We start from the raw sequence: 14,543 nt of genomic DNA on the forward strand, positions 1-14,543 counted from the left end.
GCATTCAGATACGCATGGCGCCGGACAACCGGGCGCTGCCCGGTCGCGTCGCCGATGTTCAACGTGTTACTGGCACACGCCCATGTCGTCGCAATAGGTGCCAGCCAAGGCACCGATCGCCGCACCGGCGACGACGTTGGTGTCGGTCGCATCCGCGATGAGCGCACCGGCGGCCGCACCGCCAAGGGCGCGCTGCCCTTCGGTTGCATAGCAGCCCGAGAGGACGGACACGGCGAGAACCGCGACGAGAACCGAGTATTTACGCATGTTGAACTGCCTCCATTCACAGGTTTCTTTGCCCGCGATTCTAGCGCAGCCGTGCGCGAAGAAAAGCGAATACCGCATTCGGCGCGCCCGGCGCCGGCCAAATCGGCGGCACACCGCTGATCTTCGGGAGAAAGAAGCGGTCTGACCAGCGGGCCAGACCGCAGACAAAGGGAAGGGATAGGGAAGATGCGCCAGACCGGATGCAGGGTTACACCGGTGCGCACTACCCCATGCTGCGCCGCGCCAGCCACATTGGCAAAGCCAAATCGCGCGATCGCGGCGCGATCGGCGACAAGTTGCCCATAGGTAAGCGAGACGCGCGAGATCATTCCCAATCGTCCTCCTCGTCGTCCCACGTGAACGCCTCGGGGTCTTCAAACACTTCCGGGAAAGCGGCCTGGGCTTTTTTGACGTCGATGCGCAGCAGCGCCTCGTAAGAGCACGGATCGAAGGGGTCGGTGGCGGGCACGACCTCGCGGCCGAACAGCCAGCTCAGCCGACCGGCATCGAGATTGCCCCGTTCAAAGGTCTCCTCGCCGAATTGCGCCCATAGCGCGGCCATAAAGCCCGCGTCGGCACGGCGGTCAGCAGCCGCGCGGTCCCTATAACGCTCGCGGCGAATGATCTTGGTCGCGCCGTTCTTGTTCGCGCGGCGGATCAGGAATTGGAAGTCTGTCCCGGGCAGACGCCCCGGAAATCCACGGTGTTTCAGCATTGGGTGCCCTCCTGTACGAAGGACACCCGATAGCGCAGTTCGGCGCCCGCCCGCAACGTGCGGACGGCAGCAAGGTCAGTTGCGAGGAGCGGCCGTGCCGGGTTGACCGCCGGGTTCACGCCCCGGAGTGCCCGGGTCGCGGTCATCGTCGTTGTTCGGAACGCACGTGACCGGGCTGTATGCGGTGGACGCGACAGAGGTCTGGCCGGGCGCACAGGGCGGCGGCGGGCAATCGGGGACGGATGCCGGATAGGCCGAATTGACACGCTCACCGGTCGGGCGACACTCACCGCCGGTCGGGTTGCCGTATTTGTCGTAGAAGACAGGCTCGGGCTGAATCGGCTCGGGCGGCGGCGGCGCGCAGGCAGCCAATGCACCGGCTGCCGCGCACGCCAAAACGGTGACACGAATGAATGAGTATTGCATGTTGGAACCTCCCCGAGCCTATTGATTACAGCTCGATGGTAGCGCCAACGTGACGTCACGGCAATGAAGGATGCCGCCTGAGGCCGGAAACAGTCTGGCGACGATCCGGCCCGGACCGGGGAGAGAGGGGACAGGGCAACGCCCTGCCCCGAAACCGTCTTACTTGTACTTGCCAGTGAAAGCCGGCTCGACCGAAACGGGCTCGACCGGTGCCGGCTCGGTCTTCGGCGCGCAAGCGGCCGCGAAGGCGACCAGAGCGAGGGCGAGGATTGCTTTCTTCGACATTTGAAACTCCTGAGCGGGCTGGCGGAGGGTGCGATTCGCGTGTTTTCCCCAAGCCCTGTTGATGACGTGCAGAGCGGAAGCACCACTCCGGGAACCTCACGGCCCCGCGACAATTTATCACTTCTGCTGCAATTGCATAGCGAACCGCGTTGCACGGAATGCAGGGCAGCCACGCAGTGGCGGAAACCCGCCACCCGGCCCGACATTTCATGTCCACGCAGTTGCATCAGAACAGCTCCCACTCACAGCCCCCGTCCACAACGGAATAGGCCTCGAAAAATTGCACTGCCTCCTCGTCGGTCTCGCCGAAAGGCACGACCCGGTCGGAAAGGCTGATTACCACCTGCGCTGGCCTGGGCCCGATGGCCGAGAGCCTCGGCAACGCGAAGTCTTCACACAGCGCCTGCATGTCGGCTGCGGCTACGTCCGGGTCCATCGGATCGTCGCCCCCGATCTGCGGCGCAAGAAACCGGAAGCGCATCGTCAGCCCCTCGGGCCCCGGCGTGTCCGATATCGTGTCGATCCAGTGCACCTCCTGCCCGGAGGGAACCGGCACCGAAACCCCTGCCCCATCCTGGGCTGAGGCGGGCCGAGCAAACGCTGACAGCAGCAAGGCCGCCATAAGGCCACTTGCCAATCTCTGCGTTCGCCCGGCCGCGCGCCCCATTCCGCGCCCCTCAGAGCGGAATGTTGTCGTGCTTTTTCCAGGGGTTGGAGAGTTTCTTCGAGCGCAGCGAAGCGAATGCGCGCGCCACCCGGCGACGGGTCGAATGCGGCTGGATCACCTCGTCGATAAAGCCCTTCTCGGCCGCCACGAACGGGTTGGCGAAACGGTCTTCATAGTCCTTGGTGCGCGCCGCGATCTTCTCGGCATCGCCCAGTTCGCTGCGGTAAAGGATCTCGACTGCGCCCTTGGCGCCCATCACCGCGATCTCGGCGGTCGGCCAGGCGTAGTTGAAATCGCCGCGCAGGTGCTTGGAGGCCATAACGTCATAAGCGCCGCCATAGGCCTTACGGGTGATCACAGTGACCTTCGGAACGGTCGCTTCGCCATAGGCGAACAGCAGTTTCGCGCCGTGTTTGATGACCCCGCCGTATTCCTGGCCGGTGCCGGGCAGGAAGCCGGGCACGTCCACCAGCGTCAGGATCGGAATTTCAAACGCATCGCAGAAACGAACGAAGCGCGCGGCCTTGCGGCTCGAGTCGATGTCCAGACAGCCCGCCAGCACCATCGGCTGGTTCGCCACGACGCCAACGGTCTGGCCTTCCATGCGGATGAAGCCGGTGATGATGTTGCCCGCGTAGTCTTTCTGGATCTCGAAGAAGTCGCCCTCGTCGGCGATCTTCACGATGAGTTCCTTCATGTCGTAGGGCATGTTCGGGTTCGACGGGATCAGCGTGTCGAGCGAGTCCTCGACGCGGTTCACCTCGTCGAAGAACGGACGCACCGGCGCCTTCTCGCGATTCGACAGCGGCAGGAAGTCGATCAGACGACGGGTCTCGGCGATCGCCTCGACGTCGTTTTCATAGGCGCCATCGGCAACCGAGGATTTCTTGGTGTGAGTCGAGGCCCCGCCCAGTTCCTCGGCGGTGACGATCTCGTTGGTCACGGTCTTCACGACGTCGGGACCGGTCACGAACATGTAAGACGAGTCCTTCACCATGAAGATGAAGTCGGTCATCGCCGGCGAGTAAACCGCGCCGCCCGCGCAGGGGCCCATGATCAGCGAGATCTGCGGCACCACGCCCGAGGCCATGATGTTGCGCTGGAACACCTCGGCGTAACCGGCGAGCGAGGCGACACCTTCCTGGATACGGGCACCGCCCGAGTCGTTCATGCCGATGACCGGCGCGCCGTTCTGCATGGCCATATCCATGATCTTGCAGATCTTTTCGGCGTGCGTTTCGGACAACGAGCCGCCGAACACGGTGAAATCCTGCGAGAAGACATAGACCATGCGGCCATTCACCGTGCCCCAGCCGGTGACAACGCCGTCGCCTGCGGGCTTCTCGTCCTGCATACCGAAATCGGTGCAGCGGTGCGCCTTGAACATGTCGAATTCTTCGAAGGTGCCTTCGTCGAGCAGCAGCTCGATGCGCTCACGCGCGGTCAGTTTGCCCTTTGCGTGCTGGGCGTCGATGCGGCGCTGCCCGCCGCCAAGACGCGCTGCGGCACGACGCTCTTCAAGCTGGTTCAGGATGTCTTTCATGGGGTCCCCTCCGAAGATTTCAGGCACCCTATACGCACATAACTACATTACAAAGCAGATTTGCGAAAATTTGCAAATTCTTGGCAGGACGATGATTGCGAATTGCAAAGTCGCGAAACCTTCATCCGCTTGTTGCGCGCGCCGCGGCCCAAGACCTTCTGGCAAATGACCCGGGTAGCAATTCTAACCCCACATGGCGATTTCGGCGACCCAGTTCAGGGGACATTAGAGCCCTTGATATACGAAATATCGCAATATCAGTCACTTGCGATCTTCCAACCCGTCCGCCTGATCGGGCGCGCGACAGAGCACCGGGCCGACCAATGCGCAGGCCTCCGCCTTTGCCCAAGCGTTGAAGATCGGGTTCTCGGGCGGTTGCGCTTGGCGAAGGAGGCAGTCTTGGATTGGGGTCCGACGCGCATTGTGATCTGCGGCGAGGGGCTGGCAGGGGCGGCGCCGGCGTGCGGGCCGCCCCTGATCCGTTTCGTCAGAAGGCGATGCGACCGCTGATCGCCACGGAGAGCGCGTTGTTGCGGCCGGGATTGTCAAAGCCCGTCACATAGGTCAGTTCGCCATTGATCGTGCCGCGCCCGTTGTCGAAGCGGTGTTGCAGGCCCAGACCGATCTCGCCGCTCCAATCCTCGGCCGCGCTCACCACCGGCGTTCCCGCAACTATCGTGGTGATGTCGCCTGCGAGTTCGCGGAAGATGTCGGCCGATCCATAGAGCGTCGGGCCTTGATCCTGCCCGCCCGCGCGCGATGCGGTCTGCCGCTCGGCGACCAGACCCATGCCCAATTGCAGGCTTTCGGCCGTGTCCAGCGATGTCGCCAGCCCGCCCCCGCTGGTGAACGGATCATAGCTAACCGTGCTGTATTTCAGCCGCCCGCGCGGCGTCAGAGACCAGGGAGAATTGGCCATGCGGAACCGCTGGCCGATTTCAAGCTCGCTGGAGACACCTTCGCCCGAGATCGCGCTGGCGAAGCCCGCCGATGTCATGTCGCTGCTGAAATCGGTGTATTGCAGCTGCCCGTCGACATAGAAGCCGGAATTGCCGAACCATGTCGCCGTCAGCCCGAGCGAGCGCGCGTCGGTGTCGATCCTAGCTGTCGCGACGTCTGAGGAGATCGTCGAACGGGCGGACCCGTAGCCAAGATTGACCCCCAGAACCAGATGCCCGGTATCGGAGGTATGGGCGTCGAAGTTCAGGCCGCCGCGAATCCGGGCCTGATCCATCTCGGCCTGGAAGCCGGAACCGGAAAACGCCGGTGCAAACTCCGATGTGCCGCCATCGACCAGGAACCACGCAGACTGCAGCTCGGTAGGCACCCCCAGTTGATCCGTCCCGGAGCGTTCGCGCAGGCTCGGCAGCCTGCTTTGCTGCAGCATCGCATAGGGCAAGGCTTCAAGCCCGGTCACTTCGGCCACGAAGCCGCCGGTTCCGGCCAGAACGAAATCCGCACCGCTCTGGCTGATTTCATAGACCAATGCGCCGAAGGACAGCGGCGTGGACAGGGTAAAGGCGTCGGCTGCGGCGGTGCCGCTGACCGAGGCGATCACCACCGGGTTGCCACTGGCCCCGCCGGTCGAGACATCGGCCACCGCGACGCTCGTCTGGTCGCCCGTCACATCCCCGTTCACCAGCAGCCGGTCAGAGGTGTCTGCGGTGAAGTCCACATCAATGGCCAACACACCGCCACCGGAGTATTCGCCGTTCACCGTTACGGTTTCGCCCGCAGTGCCGTTCTGCATGTCGGTCGTACCGTTGTTGGCATAACGCCCGTCCACCGTCACCGCGCTGCCCGAGGCAAGCTGCAGAAGGTAGTTGTTGATGAAGGCCCCGGCGCCGCCCAGGGCGACCTCCAGCGTGCCCGCGCCCAGGGTGATGCTGCCCGCGTTGGTGATATCCTCGTCGCCCGTGGCGTCGGTATCGGCAGACAGATAGCCTCCGCCCGCGAAATCGAACACCCCGCCGGACAGGTTGTTGATCGCACCGATATCGCTCAGTGTGCCCCCCGCAGCGACCGCGATCAGCGCGTTGTTGTTGAGCGTGTTGCCGGTCCCCGACAGGGTTGAGCCCGCGCCAACCGCGATGCCCCCCGACCCGGCCGCAACGGTGATCGTCTGCGCCTCAAGTGTGTCGCCATCGGACACCGTAATCAGGCCGGTGCTGGTCTGATCCAGCGTGGTGATCCCGGCCAGATCGCCGCTGGTGGTGACGGTGCCCGCGCCGGTGTTGCTCAGCGATCCGGCCAGCGTGCCCGCAGCGTTCAGCGTCCCGCTGTTTTGGGTATTGCCGCTGATCGTGCCGGTGCTGACAAGGGTCGCGTCCGCAGCATTGGTTACGCTCGTGGCGCGCATCGTGCCTGCGTTGTTGATCGTACCGCTCCCGGTGTTTTCGATGGTGCTGGCATCCAGAATGCCGCTGGCCTCGACCTGCACGCCCGCAGTGGCCAGTGTCGTGCCGCTGCCCGCCGAACTGTTGGTGAAGCCTGCCACTTCGAGTTCGCCACCCGAGATGTTCAGCGTGGCACCGCCTTCGTTCAGCAAACTGCCGGTCGGGGTGGTGGAGGGGGTGCTGCCCGTGGGGGAGCTGCCACCATAGGTGTTACCAACGATATTGAGCACGGCCCCCGCACCGCTGTTGGTGATGCTGCCCACATCGACGCGGCCCTGCAGGTTCATCGTGCCGTTATTGGTCAGCGCGGTGGCAAACAGGGCGCTGGTTAAGGCGTTGGAATTCAGCGTCGCCCCGGCATGGTTCGTAACGGCTCCACCGCCGATCAGGTTCCAGTCGTTGGTGATGACCGAAGCTGCGGTGCCCTCGGCCACGCCGTTTTCGACGGCGCCGTTGACATAGAGCGTGCCGAAGTTGGCGATGCTGGTACCGGAGCCCGAGGTAGTGGTGTTGGTCAGGCTGGCCACCGAGGCGGTTCCGCTGACATCGAAGGTCGCGGTGCCGGTATTGGTGAAGGCGCCGACCCCGGTCAGGGAACCGGTGGCGTTGAAATCGCCGCTGCCCTGATTGACCACATCCGCATTCAGCGTGCCCCGCGCATTGACCACGCCGCCGGTGGTGTTGGTCAGCGTGTCCACCGTCAGGACCGATCCGGCCCCCAGCATGTCGATGCTGCCCGCGTTGGTGATCGTGTCACCGCCCGCATCCAGCGTCGCGGCAGCGGCGATATTGATGTCGCCCGTGACGGTGTTCTGGATGGCGCCGCCTGCGGAATTGACCGTGGTCGTGCCCGCGTTGAAACTCAGCGTGCCGCTGTTGGCGACCACACCGGTCTGCACATCGAAGGTCTTGGCGTCCGCGTCGTTGAAATTCACCACGCCAGAGCCGAGGTTGTCGAAATCGCCCGTCGTGGCCACCAGCGCCCCGCCGCCCGCAACATCCAGCGTGCTCGCATTGCTGAACGAGGTGCCGGTCAGGTTCGCCCCCGCAGCAACCGTAGTGGCGCCGTTCAGGGTGATAGCCCCGGCCGTCAGCGTGTCACCCGCACTGACAGTCAGCGCAGCGGTGCTGCCATGGGTCAGCGACCCGGTGGTGGTGAAATCGCCTGCGGTGGTAAAGACACCATCGGCGGCGGTGGCAAAATTCTCGGTGTATCCCGTGCCGGCCCAGCTCGGCCCGGCGGTGCGTTCCTCGGTGATCGTGTCCGATACATCAAAACTCACCGTGCCGATTTCATTGTGGCCGTCGCGATAGGTCATGTTTTGCGTGCTGACGGCGATCGAGCCGGGCACACTGCCGATCGCCCCGGCGCTGATGAAGTCGGTCAGCCCGGTCAGAAGCGCAGCCCCGCCGGTCGAATTGGTGATCGCGCCGGTGGTCGTGTTGGTAAAGGTACCGCCCACTGTCGAGGTGCCGGTCAGATCGAAGGTGGCGTTGTTTTCGACATCCCCGGCCCAGCTGCCCGACACGACGGTGGTGCCCGCATTGGCAACGAGGGCGCCGGTGGCGGTGCTGGCCCCGCTCAGGGTCAGGGCGCCGCTGCCCTGTTTAACCAGATCGCCCGAGCCTGAGACCACGCCCGAAACCTCGGCATCGGTCGCATCCCCGGTCGTCAGCGTGTTCGAGTTGAGCGCGATATTCCCGCTGCCAAAGATCGAGCCCACGGTCTCATCGCTGCCGGTCAGGGCGAATGTCCCGCTGTTGTCGATGGTTGCACTGTCGTTGATCGCATCGCCGCCCGCACCGTCTACACTGAGCGTCGCGCCGCTGGCGACCGTGATCCCCGAGGTGTTCTGGATGCTGCCCGTCGCATTGATCGCAAGCGTGCCGCCGTTGACGGTGGTCGCACCGGTATAGGTGTTGACGCCACCCAGCGTCGTGGTCCCGGTGCCGTTGCGCGCGACCGAAATCGCGTTTGTCGCGCCATCTTCGATCACGCCGGAGAATGTTGATGTTCCGATAAGCGTCAGCGTTTGATCTGCGGCGCCGCTGTTGGTGACCGTTCCGCTCCCGGACAGCGCTTTGACGGGGGTGTTGTAGCCCGTGATGTCCAGCGTGGCCCCGCTGTTGATGGTCGTACCGTTGATTAAGGACAGGACAAGGGGGAAATTAGTGCTCGTGCCCTGCAATGTGCCCGCGGCTACGACGAATTTCAGCCCCGACGTGAGACTACCACCATCCATTCTGAGTTTGACCGTCCCGGTGTCGGTTATTGAACCGAAAGTCAGCGTGTCGGCGCCGGACGCATAGAAGGAGCCGGTTTGCGTCAGCGTTGTACCCGCTGCGGCTGACAGGGTCGCGTCGCCATTCACCTGGAGCGCCCCGATACTGGTATCGGCGGTTCCCCGGAACGTTGCGCTGTTCGATATGGCAACCGTTCCGCTGACCGTGCCGCTGCTGCTGACGGTGCCGCCGGTGATGGTGACGCCCCCTGCCAGAGTTCCGCTGTTGGTGACGGTGCCCGAGGTGCTGACCAGCCCCGTCACGCTGCCCTCAACCGTCAGCGCGCCGCCCGCCCCGACAGTGACCGCGCTGTCGAGAACCGAGGCGTCCCTCACCGCGACCTCGCCGCCGTTAATGGTGGTGCCATTCGTCACGGTCAGCGTCGGCGAGGTGCCATCCGCCTGCAAGGTCAGCTGCCCCTGCTCCACGGTAACTGTATTCACGGTCAGGCTGCCGCTATCGGTCGTTCCGGTGATGACGGGCTGGTTTGCCGAGGCGCTGTCCAGCACGACGTCACTGGCGCCGACCGGCGCCGTGGCCTCGGCCCAGTTCGTGGTGCTGTCCCAGGCTGTATCTCCGGCGCCGCTCCAGTTCAGATCCTGCGCCCGCACATCCGGCGCCATCGCCAACGTCGCGACAACAGCAAAGCCGAGACAGGGTGCATAGCTGGCCACAACCCCCTTGACCTTGGTCAGACGCCCGCCACGGAAAATACGCGCAGCCCAACGGCGCCCGAGCAAATCGGTAATCATTCTGGTTCTCCCACCTGAAAAAAAGTTGCCGGAGCTTTCTCCCAAAGCCTCGGCAAAATATGCTGTCCCGGTTGTTTCCTGTGATCTGAGCCAGATCTGCACCGCAAAGCCCGTCGAACAGACCACACCAAGCCCCAGTTGGCCAGCGAATATCCCCGCAGCCGCTGTGCAGGGATGACGGTGGGATCAAACACGGGGGAGAACCTGCCCTGCAAACGCCAGAAACGCGCGCAACGACCGGCAGGATCAGCGGGCGTAGCCCCTGACGACTCAGGAGGTCATCTCACGGACCATCCTTGTCGCCTTCAACGCGCTCTGGCCGGGTGAGCCCGTGACGTTGTGCACCGTCACGGGCTTCGCGCAGATCGTCGTGGGGCGTGCCCGGCTGAGCGGCACAAACTTGTGCTCCACACATTTTACCTGATGGACAAGGAACCGCGCTGCGCCTAGCGGTTGGGTATGGCTTTCCTCGACCGGCGCACCCACCCCAGCATCGTCACGCTCGTGCTCGTCTCCGGGCTCGGGGCGCTCAGCCTGAACATCTTCCTGCCCTCGCTGCCGGGCATGGCACGGTTCTTTGGCGTGCCATACGGGCAGATGCAGCTCGCGGTCTCGGGCTATCTTGCCGTGTCGGCGGGGCTGCAGCTGGTGATCGGCCCGATCTCGGATCGCTACGGGCGGCGGCGTGTGCTGCTGACGGTGTTCTCGATCTTCCTGCTGGCAACGGTCGCGACCCTTCTTGCAACCAGTTTCGAGACCTTCATCGCGGCGCGCATGGTGCAGGCGGTAGTGGCCACCGCCTTCGTGCTGTCGCGCGCGACGGTGCGCGACATGGTGCCGGGCCCCGAGGCCGCTTCGGTCATCGGCTATGTCACCATGGGCATGTCGCTAGTGCCGATGATCGGCCCGGTGATCGGCGGCTTTCTGGACGAAGCCTTCGGCTGGCGCGCGAACTTCGCCCTGCTCCTGGCTTTCGGCGTGGCGATCACGGCGCTGGTCTGGGCGGATATGGGCGAAACCACCGCCAAGGGCGGCGTACCGTTCAAAGACCAGTTGCGCGCCTATCCGATCCTGCTGCGCTCGCAGCGGTTCTGGGGCTACTGCCTGGCCACCGCCTTCGCCTCGGGCCTGTTCTTCGCCTATCTGGGCGGCGCGCCCTTCGTGGGCGATCAGGTGTTTCACCTGACCTCGGCGCAGGTGGGCTATTTCTTCGCCCTGCCCGCAGTCGGCTACGCGATCGGCAATTACCTGTCGGGCCGTTTCGCCATGCGCACGGGGATGGATCACATGGTGCTTTACGGCACACTGCTGGCCACCGCCGCGCTGATCGTGGCGCTCGGTGCGGAAATGATGGGCTACTCTTCTCCGTTCATCTTCTTCTCGATGGTCGGCGTGACCGGCATGGGCAATGGCATCGCCCTGCCCTCGTCGAACGCGGGCATGATGTCGGTGCGCCCCGAGCTTGCCGGAACCGCCTCGGGCCTCGGCGCGACGCTCAGCATCGGCGGAGGGGCCGCGCTGGCCGCGCTGTCGGGCGCCATGCTCGGCCCCGGCTCGGGCGCCATTCCGCTGGTTCTGATCATGCTCGCCTCCTCGGCGGCCTCGGTCGGCGCGATTCTTTGGGTCTTTCATCGCCGCAAGCGACTGGGGATTTGACGCGCCCGCTTTGCAAAGCTACCAATTTCTTTGCAAAAGGAGGGTGCCATGGCGACTCAGAAACTCTATGCCGGTGTGAAACTGCGCGAGACCCGCGCCCGCCTTGGCCTGACACAAAAGGCCTTTGCCGACCGGCTTGGCGTTTCGCTGCCTTACCTCAACCAGATGGAGAACAACCATCGCCCGGTTTCGGCGGCAGTCGTCCTGGGATTGGCGGGGGAGTTCGGCCTCGACGTGACCGAACTTTCCGCAGGCGATGCCGAGCGACTGGTGTCGGACATGCGCGAGGCGCTGGCCGATCCGGTCTTTGCCGATGGCGCCCCGCCGCTGGCCGATCTGCGGCTGGCCGCGTCGAACGCGCCGGCGCTTGCACGGACGTTTCTTGAACTGCACCGCGCCTATCGGCAGGCGCATGAACGCCTCGCCTCGCTCGATGAGGCCCTCGGCCGCGAGGCCGGCCAGGCGATCGTCAGCCCGTGGGAAGAGGTGCGCGACTTCTTCCACTATTGCGACAACTACATCGACGTCGTCGATCGCGCGGCCGAGCGATTTTCCTGCCCTGATGGCAAGCGCTTGGAGCCGTTTATTCGCGCAACCGAGGCGCTGAACGCGCGCGGGATCGATGTGCAATTCGCGGACACTTCGGCGCTCCGGACCCGCGAGGGCAAGACCATCACCCTTTCCGCCCATGCTGGGCGCCCGACGCAGGCTTTCCAGCTTCTGCATCAGGTCGCGCTGATCACGCAAAATGAGCTGCTCGAAGCGACCCTCGATCTCGCGCGCTTCCAGTCAGAGACCTCGCGCGCCATCGCAAAGATCGGTCTTGCAAACTACTTCGCCGGGGCCGCGCTGATGCCCTACCGCGTCTTCCTTGAGGCGGCGCAGGAAACCCGGCACGACCTTGAACGCCTCGGAGATATGTTCGGCGCCTCGATCGAACAGGTGGCGCATCGCCTTTCGACCCTCCAGCGCCCCGGCGCCAAGGGCATCCCGTTCTTCTTCGTGCGCGTCGATCAGGCCGGCACGATCACCAAGCGCCACTCGGCCACGCGGCTGCAATTCGCCCGCTTCGGTGGCGCCTGCCCGCTGTGGAACGTCCATCAGGCGTTCGAGACGCCCACGCGCTTTCTGCGCCAACTGGCCGAAACCCCCGACGGGGTGCGTTACCTGTGCCTGGCGCACGACGTCTCGAAACCCGGCGGCTCCTTCACCGCCCCGGTGCGCCGCTACGCGATCTGCCTGGGCTGCGAGGTCAGCCATGCCCGCGGCCTCGTCTATGCCGATGACATGGAACTGTCGAACCCGCGCGCCTATCAGCCCATCGGCATCTCCTGCCGGATCTGCGAGCGCAAGGATTGCCACCAGCGCTCGGTCCCGCCGCTCGAACGCCGCCTGTCGGTCAACCCCGACCGGCGCGGCCTGCTACCCTACGACATCTCATGAAAAAAGCCCCGGTTTCCCGGGGCTTCTTCGTCATTCCTGTCACGGATTACACCGCAGCGAGCATCCGAGCGATCTCATCCTTGATCGCGGTGCGCTTCTTGCGAAGCTCCACCTCGGCCAGGCCATCCATCGGGGTCACATTCGTTTCCGCATTGTGCACCTGGTCGTTGATCTCGTCATACTCGTTCAACAGACGTGCGAAATGCGCATTCGAAACCTTGAGTTCGTGCAGTTTCTCCATGTCAAAGGGGAATTCTTCCTGCAGCGTATGCGGGGTGTTCGACATGGGTTATCTCCCTTTTCCTGTGTTTCGAATCGACCCTAGCGCCCCGCGCGCGCGCCGACTTTGACCCTTGTCAAACTCGGCCTCAGCGCTGCGCGACGCGCCAGTTCGGATTGATCCAGGGTTCGACATTTTCCGATGGCAGGCGGCGCCCAAGGATGTGGTCGGCCACCTTCTCGCCCGTCATGATCGAGGGCGCGTTGAGGTTGCCATTGGTGATGCGCGGGAAGATCGAGCTGTCGGCGACCCGCAGCCCTTCGACCCCGATCACCCGGCCTTCCGGGTCCACCACGGCCGTCGGATCGTCGGCCCGACCCATTCGTGCGGTACCACAGGGATGATAGGCGCTTTCCGCGTGCTCGCGGATGAAGGCGTCGATCTCATCGTCGCTCTGCACCGCCGCGCCGGGCTGGATCTCATGCTTCACATGGCCCGCCATCGCGGGCTGCGCAAAGATCTCGCGCGTTAACCGGATTACCTTGCGGAACTCCGCCCAGTCGTCCGGGTGGCTCATGTAGTTGAACGAGATCACCGGCGCCTCGCGCGGATCGGCGCTGCGCAGGGTCACCGCCCCGCGCGATTTCGAGCGCATCGGACCGGTATGCACCTGGAATCCATGCCCCTCGGCCGCCGTCTTGCCATCGTAGCGCACCGCGATCGGCAGGAAGTGATACTGAATATCGGGATACTCGATGCCCGCGTCCGAACGAATGAAGCCGCAGGCCTCGAACTGGTTCGACGCACCCAGGCCCTGCTTGGTGAACAACCACTGCGCCCCGATCAGTGCCTTGCCCCACAGGTTCCAATATTTATAAAGCGTGACAGGCTCTTGCGCGGCGAACTGCATGTAAACCTCAAGATGGTCCTGCAGGTTCGCGCCCACTCCGGGACGATCCGCGATCACCTCGACCCCCTGCGCCGCAAGATGCGCCGCAGGGCCGATCCCCGATAGCATCAGGATCTTCGGCGTGTTGATCGAGCTGGCCGCGAGGATCACCTCGGCCCGCGCCCGGATCACCTCGACCTTGCCGCCACGCTCAATCTCGACCCCGGTCGCGCGCCCGTTTTCGATCTGAACCTTGCGCGCCAAGCCTCGGATAATACTGACATTCCCGCGCTTCATCGCGGGCCGCAGATAGGCATTCGCGGTGGACCAACGCCGACCCTTCCAGATCGTCGCCTCCATCGGCCCAAAGCCCTCCTGCTGACCGCCGTTGTAATCCGGCGTCACCGGATAGCCCGCCTGCTGGCCCGCCGCGATAAAGGCCCCGAACAGCGGATTGCGACGCGGCCCGCGGGTGATATGCATCGGCCCCGAGGCACCACGCCATTCGGCATCCCCGCCGTCATGGCCGCCGTGCCAGGTCTCCATCCGCTTGAAATAGGGCAGTACATCGGCATAGCCCCAGCCCTGCGCGCCCTGCTCGGCCCAGTGGTCGAAATCGCAGGCATGTCCGCGCACATAGACCATCCCGTTGATCGAGGACGACCCGCCGATCACCTTGCCGCGCGGCGTCACCAGCCGCCGCCCGCCAAGCCCCGGTTCGGGCTCGGACATGAAGCCCCAGTCGTAGATCCCCATGTTCATCGGATAGGACAAAGCCGCGGGCATCTGGATGAACGGCCCGGCATCCGACCCGCCATGCTCGATGATCAGAACCTTGCGCCCGGCTTCGGCCAACCGATAGGCCAGCGCCGATCCGCCCGAGCCCGCTCCAATGACAACGTAATCCGCTTCCATCGTTCCTGCTTTCTTCTTGGCCGAAATACCTCGGGGTTGCCGCTGGTTTCGCCATTGGTTCGAGAAACCAATGGCAACGGGCAGCG

At 64.3% G+C, this 14,543-nt stretch carries 11 protein-coding genes; 2 read left to right on the top strand and 9 right to left on the bottom strand.

From position 1 onward, the window contains the following. Positions 1–66: 66 nt before the first annotated feature. The 7 genes from N3C64_RS02100 to N3C64_RS02130 all read right to left on the bottom strand — a co-directional run bounded on the left by N3C64_RS02100 (position 67) and on the right by N3C64_RS02130 (position 9,334). Complete coding sequence (locus tag N3C64_RS02100) at positions 67–267, bottom strand: YMGG-like glycine zipper-containing protein (RefSeq protein WP_218629342.1); 201 nt, start codon at positions 265–267, stop codon at positions 67–69. Between the two features lie 325 nt (positions 268–592). After that, entirely contained in the window at positions 593–982 is a 390-nt protein-coding gene (locus tag N3C64_RS02105; RefSeq protein ID WP_218629343.1) for a hypothetical protein, read from the bottom strand. A gap of 75 nt (positions 983–1,057) precedes the next feature. Beyond that, the gene (locus N3C64_RS02110; RefSeq protein WP_260011328.1) at positions 1,058–1,408 is read right to left on the bottom strand and encodes a hypothetical protein; all 351 of its coding nucleotides are present in this window, start codon (positions 1,406–1,408) and stop codon (positions 1,058–1,060) included. A gap of 159 nt (positions 1,409–1,567) precedes the next feature. Beyond that, positions 1,568–1,693: a hypothetical protein gene (locus N3C64_RS02115; protein WP_260011333.1), complete on the bottom strand. Its 126-nt coding sequence runs from the start codon at positions 1,691–1,693 to the stop codon at positions 1,568–1,570. Positions 1,694–1,919: 226 nt separating this feature from the next. Further along, a complete protein-coding gene (locus tag N3C64_RS02120) occupies positions 1,920–2,360 on the bottom strand; it encodes a DUF6497 family protein (RefSeq protein ID WP_375546088.1) in 441 nt (146 codons plus the stop codon). 10 nt (positions 2,361–2,370) lie between these two features. Then, positions 2,371–3,903, bottom strand: coding sequence for an acyl-CoA carboxylase subunit beta (locus N3C64_RS02125; protein WP_218629346.1), 1,533 nt, complete (start codon positions 3,901–3,903; stop codon positions 2,371–2,373). A 487-nt stretch (positions 3,904–4,390) separates the two neighbouring features. Then, entirely contained in the window at positions 4,391–9,334 is a 4,944-nt protein-coding gene (locus tag N3C64_RS02130) for a beta strand repeat-containing protein (protein WP_260011345.1), read from the bottom strand. 459 nt (positions 9,335–9,793) lie between these two features. On the opposite strand from N3C64_RS02130, the gene N3C64_RS02135 reads away from it, so the two are divergent. Both N3C64_RS02135 and N3C64_RS02140 read left to right on the top strand, forming a co-directional pair. Beyond that, on the top strand, positions 9,794–10,990 hold the full coding sequence (locus tag N3C64_RS02135) for a multidrug effflux MFS transporter (protein ID WP_260011348.1): 1,197 nt from the start codon (positions 9,794–9,796) through the stop codon (positions 10,988–10,990). Positions 10,991–11,038: 48 nt separating this feature from the next. Continuing rightward, complete coding sequence (locus tag N3C64_RS02140; RefSeq protein WP_218629349.1) at positions 11,039–12,433, top strand: helix-turn-helix domain-containing protein; 1,395 nt, start codon at positions 11,039–11,041, stop codon at positions 12,431–12,433. Between the two features lie 46 nt (positions 12,434–12,479). Here the strand turns inward: N3C64_RS02140 and N3C64_RS02145 are convergent, their stop codons facing one another. Both N3C64_RS02145 and betA read right to left on the bottom strand, forming a co-directional pair. Then, entirely contained in the window at positions 12,480–12,719 is a 240-nt protein-coding gene (locus N3C64_RS02145; protein WP_260011353.1) for an HP1242/YdcH family protein, read from the bottom strand. Positions 12,720–12,801: 82 nt separating this feature from the next. Then, complete coding sequence (gene betA, locus N3C64_RS02150; RefSeq protein ID WP_260011355.1) at positions 12,802–14,457, bottom strand: choline dehydrogenase; 1,656 nt, start codon at positions 14,455–14,457, stop codon at positions 12,802–12,804. Between the last annotated feature and the right edge of the window lie 86 nt (positions 14,458–14,543).

This window comes from Sedimentimonas flavescens, from assembly GCF_025154035.1.
Lineage (GTDB): Bacteria > Pseudomonadota > Alphaproteobacteria > Rhodobacterales > Rhodobacteraceae > Rhodobacter > Rhodobacter flavescens.

Coding starts and splice junctions, on each gene's coding strand:
- N3C64_RS02100 (WP_218629342.1), bottom strand. CDS start 267: ATGCGTAAATACTCGGTTCTCGTCGCGGTTCTCGCCGTGTCCGTCCTC.
- N3C64_RS02105 (WP_218629343.1), bottom strand. CDS start 982: ATGCTGAAACACCGTGGATTTCCGGGGCGTCTGCCCGGGACAGACTTC.
- N3C64_RS02110 (WP_260011328.1), bottom strand. CDS start 1,408: ATGCAATACTCATTCATTCGTGTCACCGTTTTGGCGTGCGCGGCAGCC.
- N3C64_RS02115 (WP_260011333.1), bottom strand. CDS start 1,693: ATGTCGAAGAAAGCAATCCTCGCCCTCGCTCTGGTCGCCTTCGCGGCC.
- N3C64_RS02120 (WP_375546088.1), bottom strand. CDS start 2,360: ATGGGGCGCGCGGCCGGGCGAACGCAGAGATTGGCAAGTGGCCTTATG.
- N3C64_RS02125 (WP_218629346.1), bottom strand. CDS start 3,903: ATGAAAGACATCCTGAACCAGCTTGAAGAGCGTCGTGCCGCAGCGCGT.
- N3C64_RS02130 (WP_260011345.1), bottom strand. CDS start 9,334: ATGATTACCGATTTGCTCGGGCGCCGTTGGGCTGCGCGTATTTTCCGT.
- N3C64_RS02135 (WP_260011348.1), top strand. CDS start 9,794: ATGGCTTTCCTCGACCGGCGCACCCACCCCAGCATCGTCACGCTCGTG.
- N3C64_RS02140 (WP_218629349.1), top strand. CDS start 11,039: ATGGCGACTCAGAAACTCTATGCCGGTGTGAAACTGCGCGAGACCCGC.
- N3C64_RS02145 (WP_260011353.1), bottom strand. CDS start 12,719: ATGTCGAACACCCCGCATACGCTGCAGGAAGAATTCCCCTTTGACATG.
- betA (WP_260011355.1), bottom strand. CDS start 14,457: ATGGAAGCGGATTACGTTGTCATTGGAGCGGGCTCGGGCGGATCGGCG.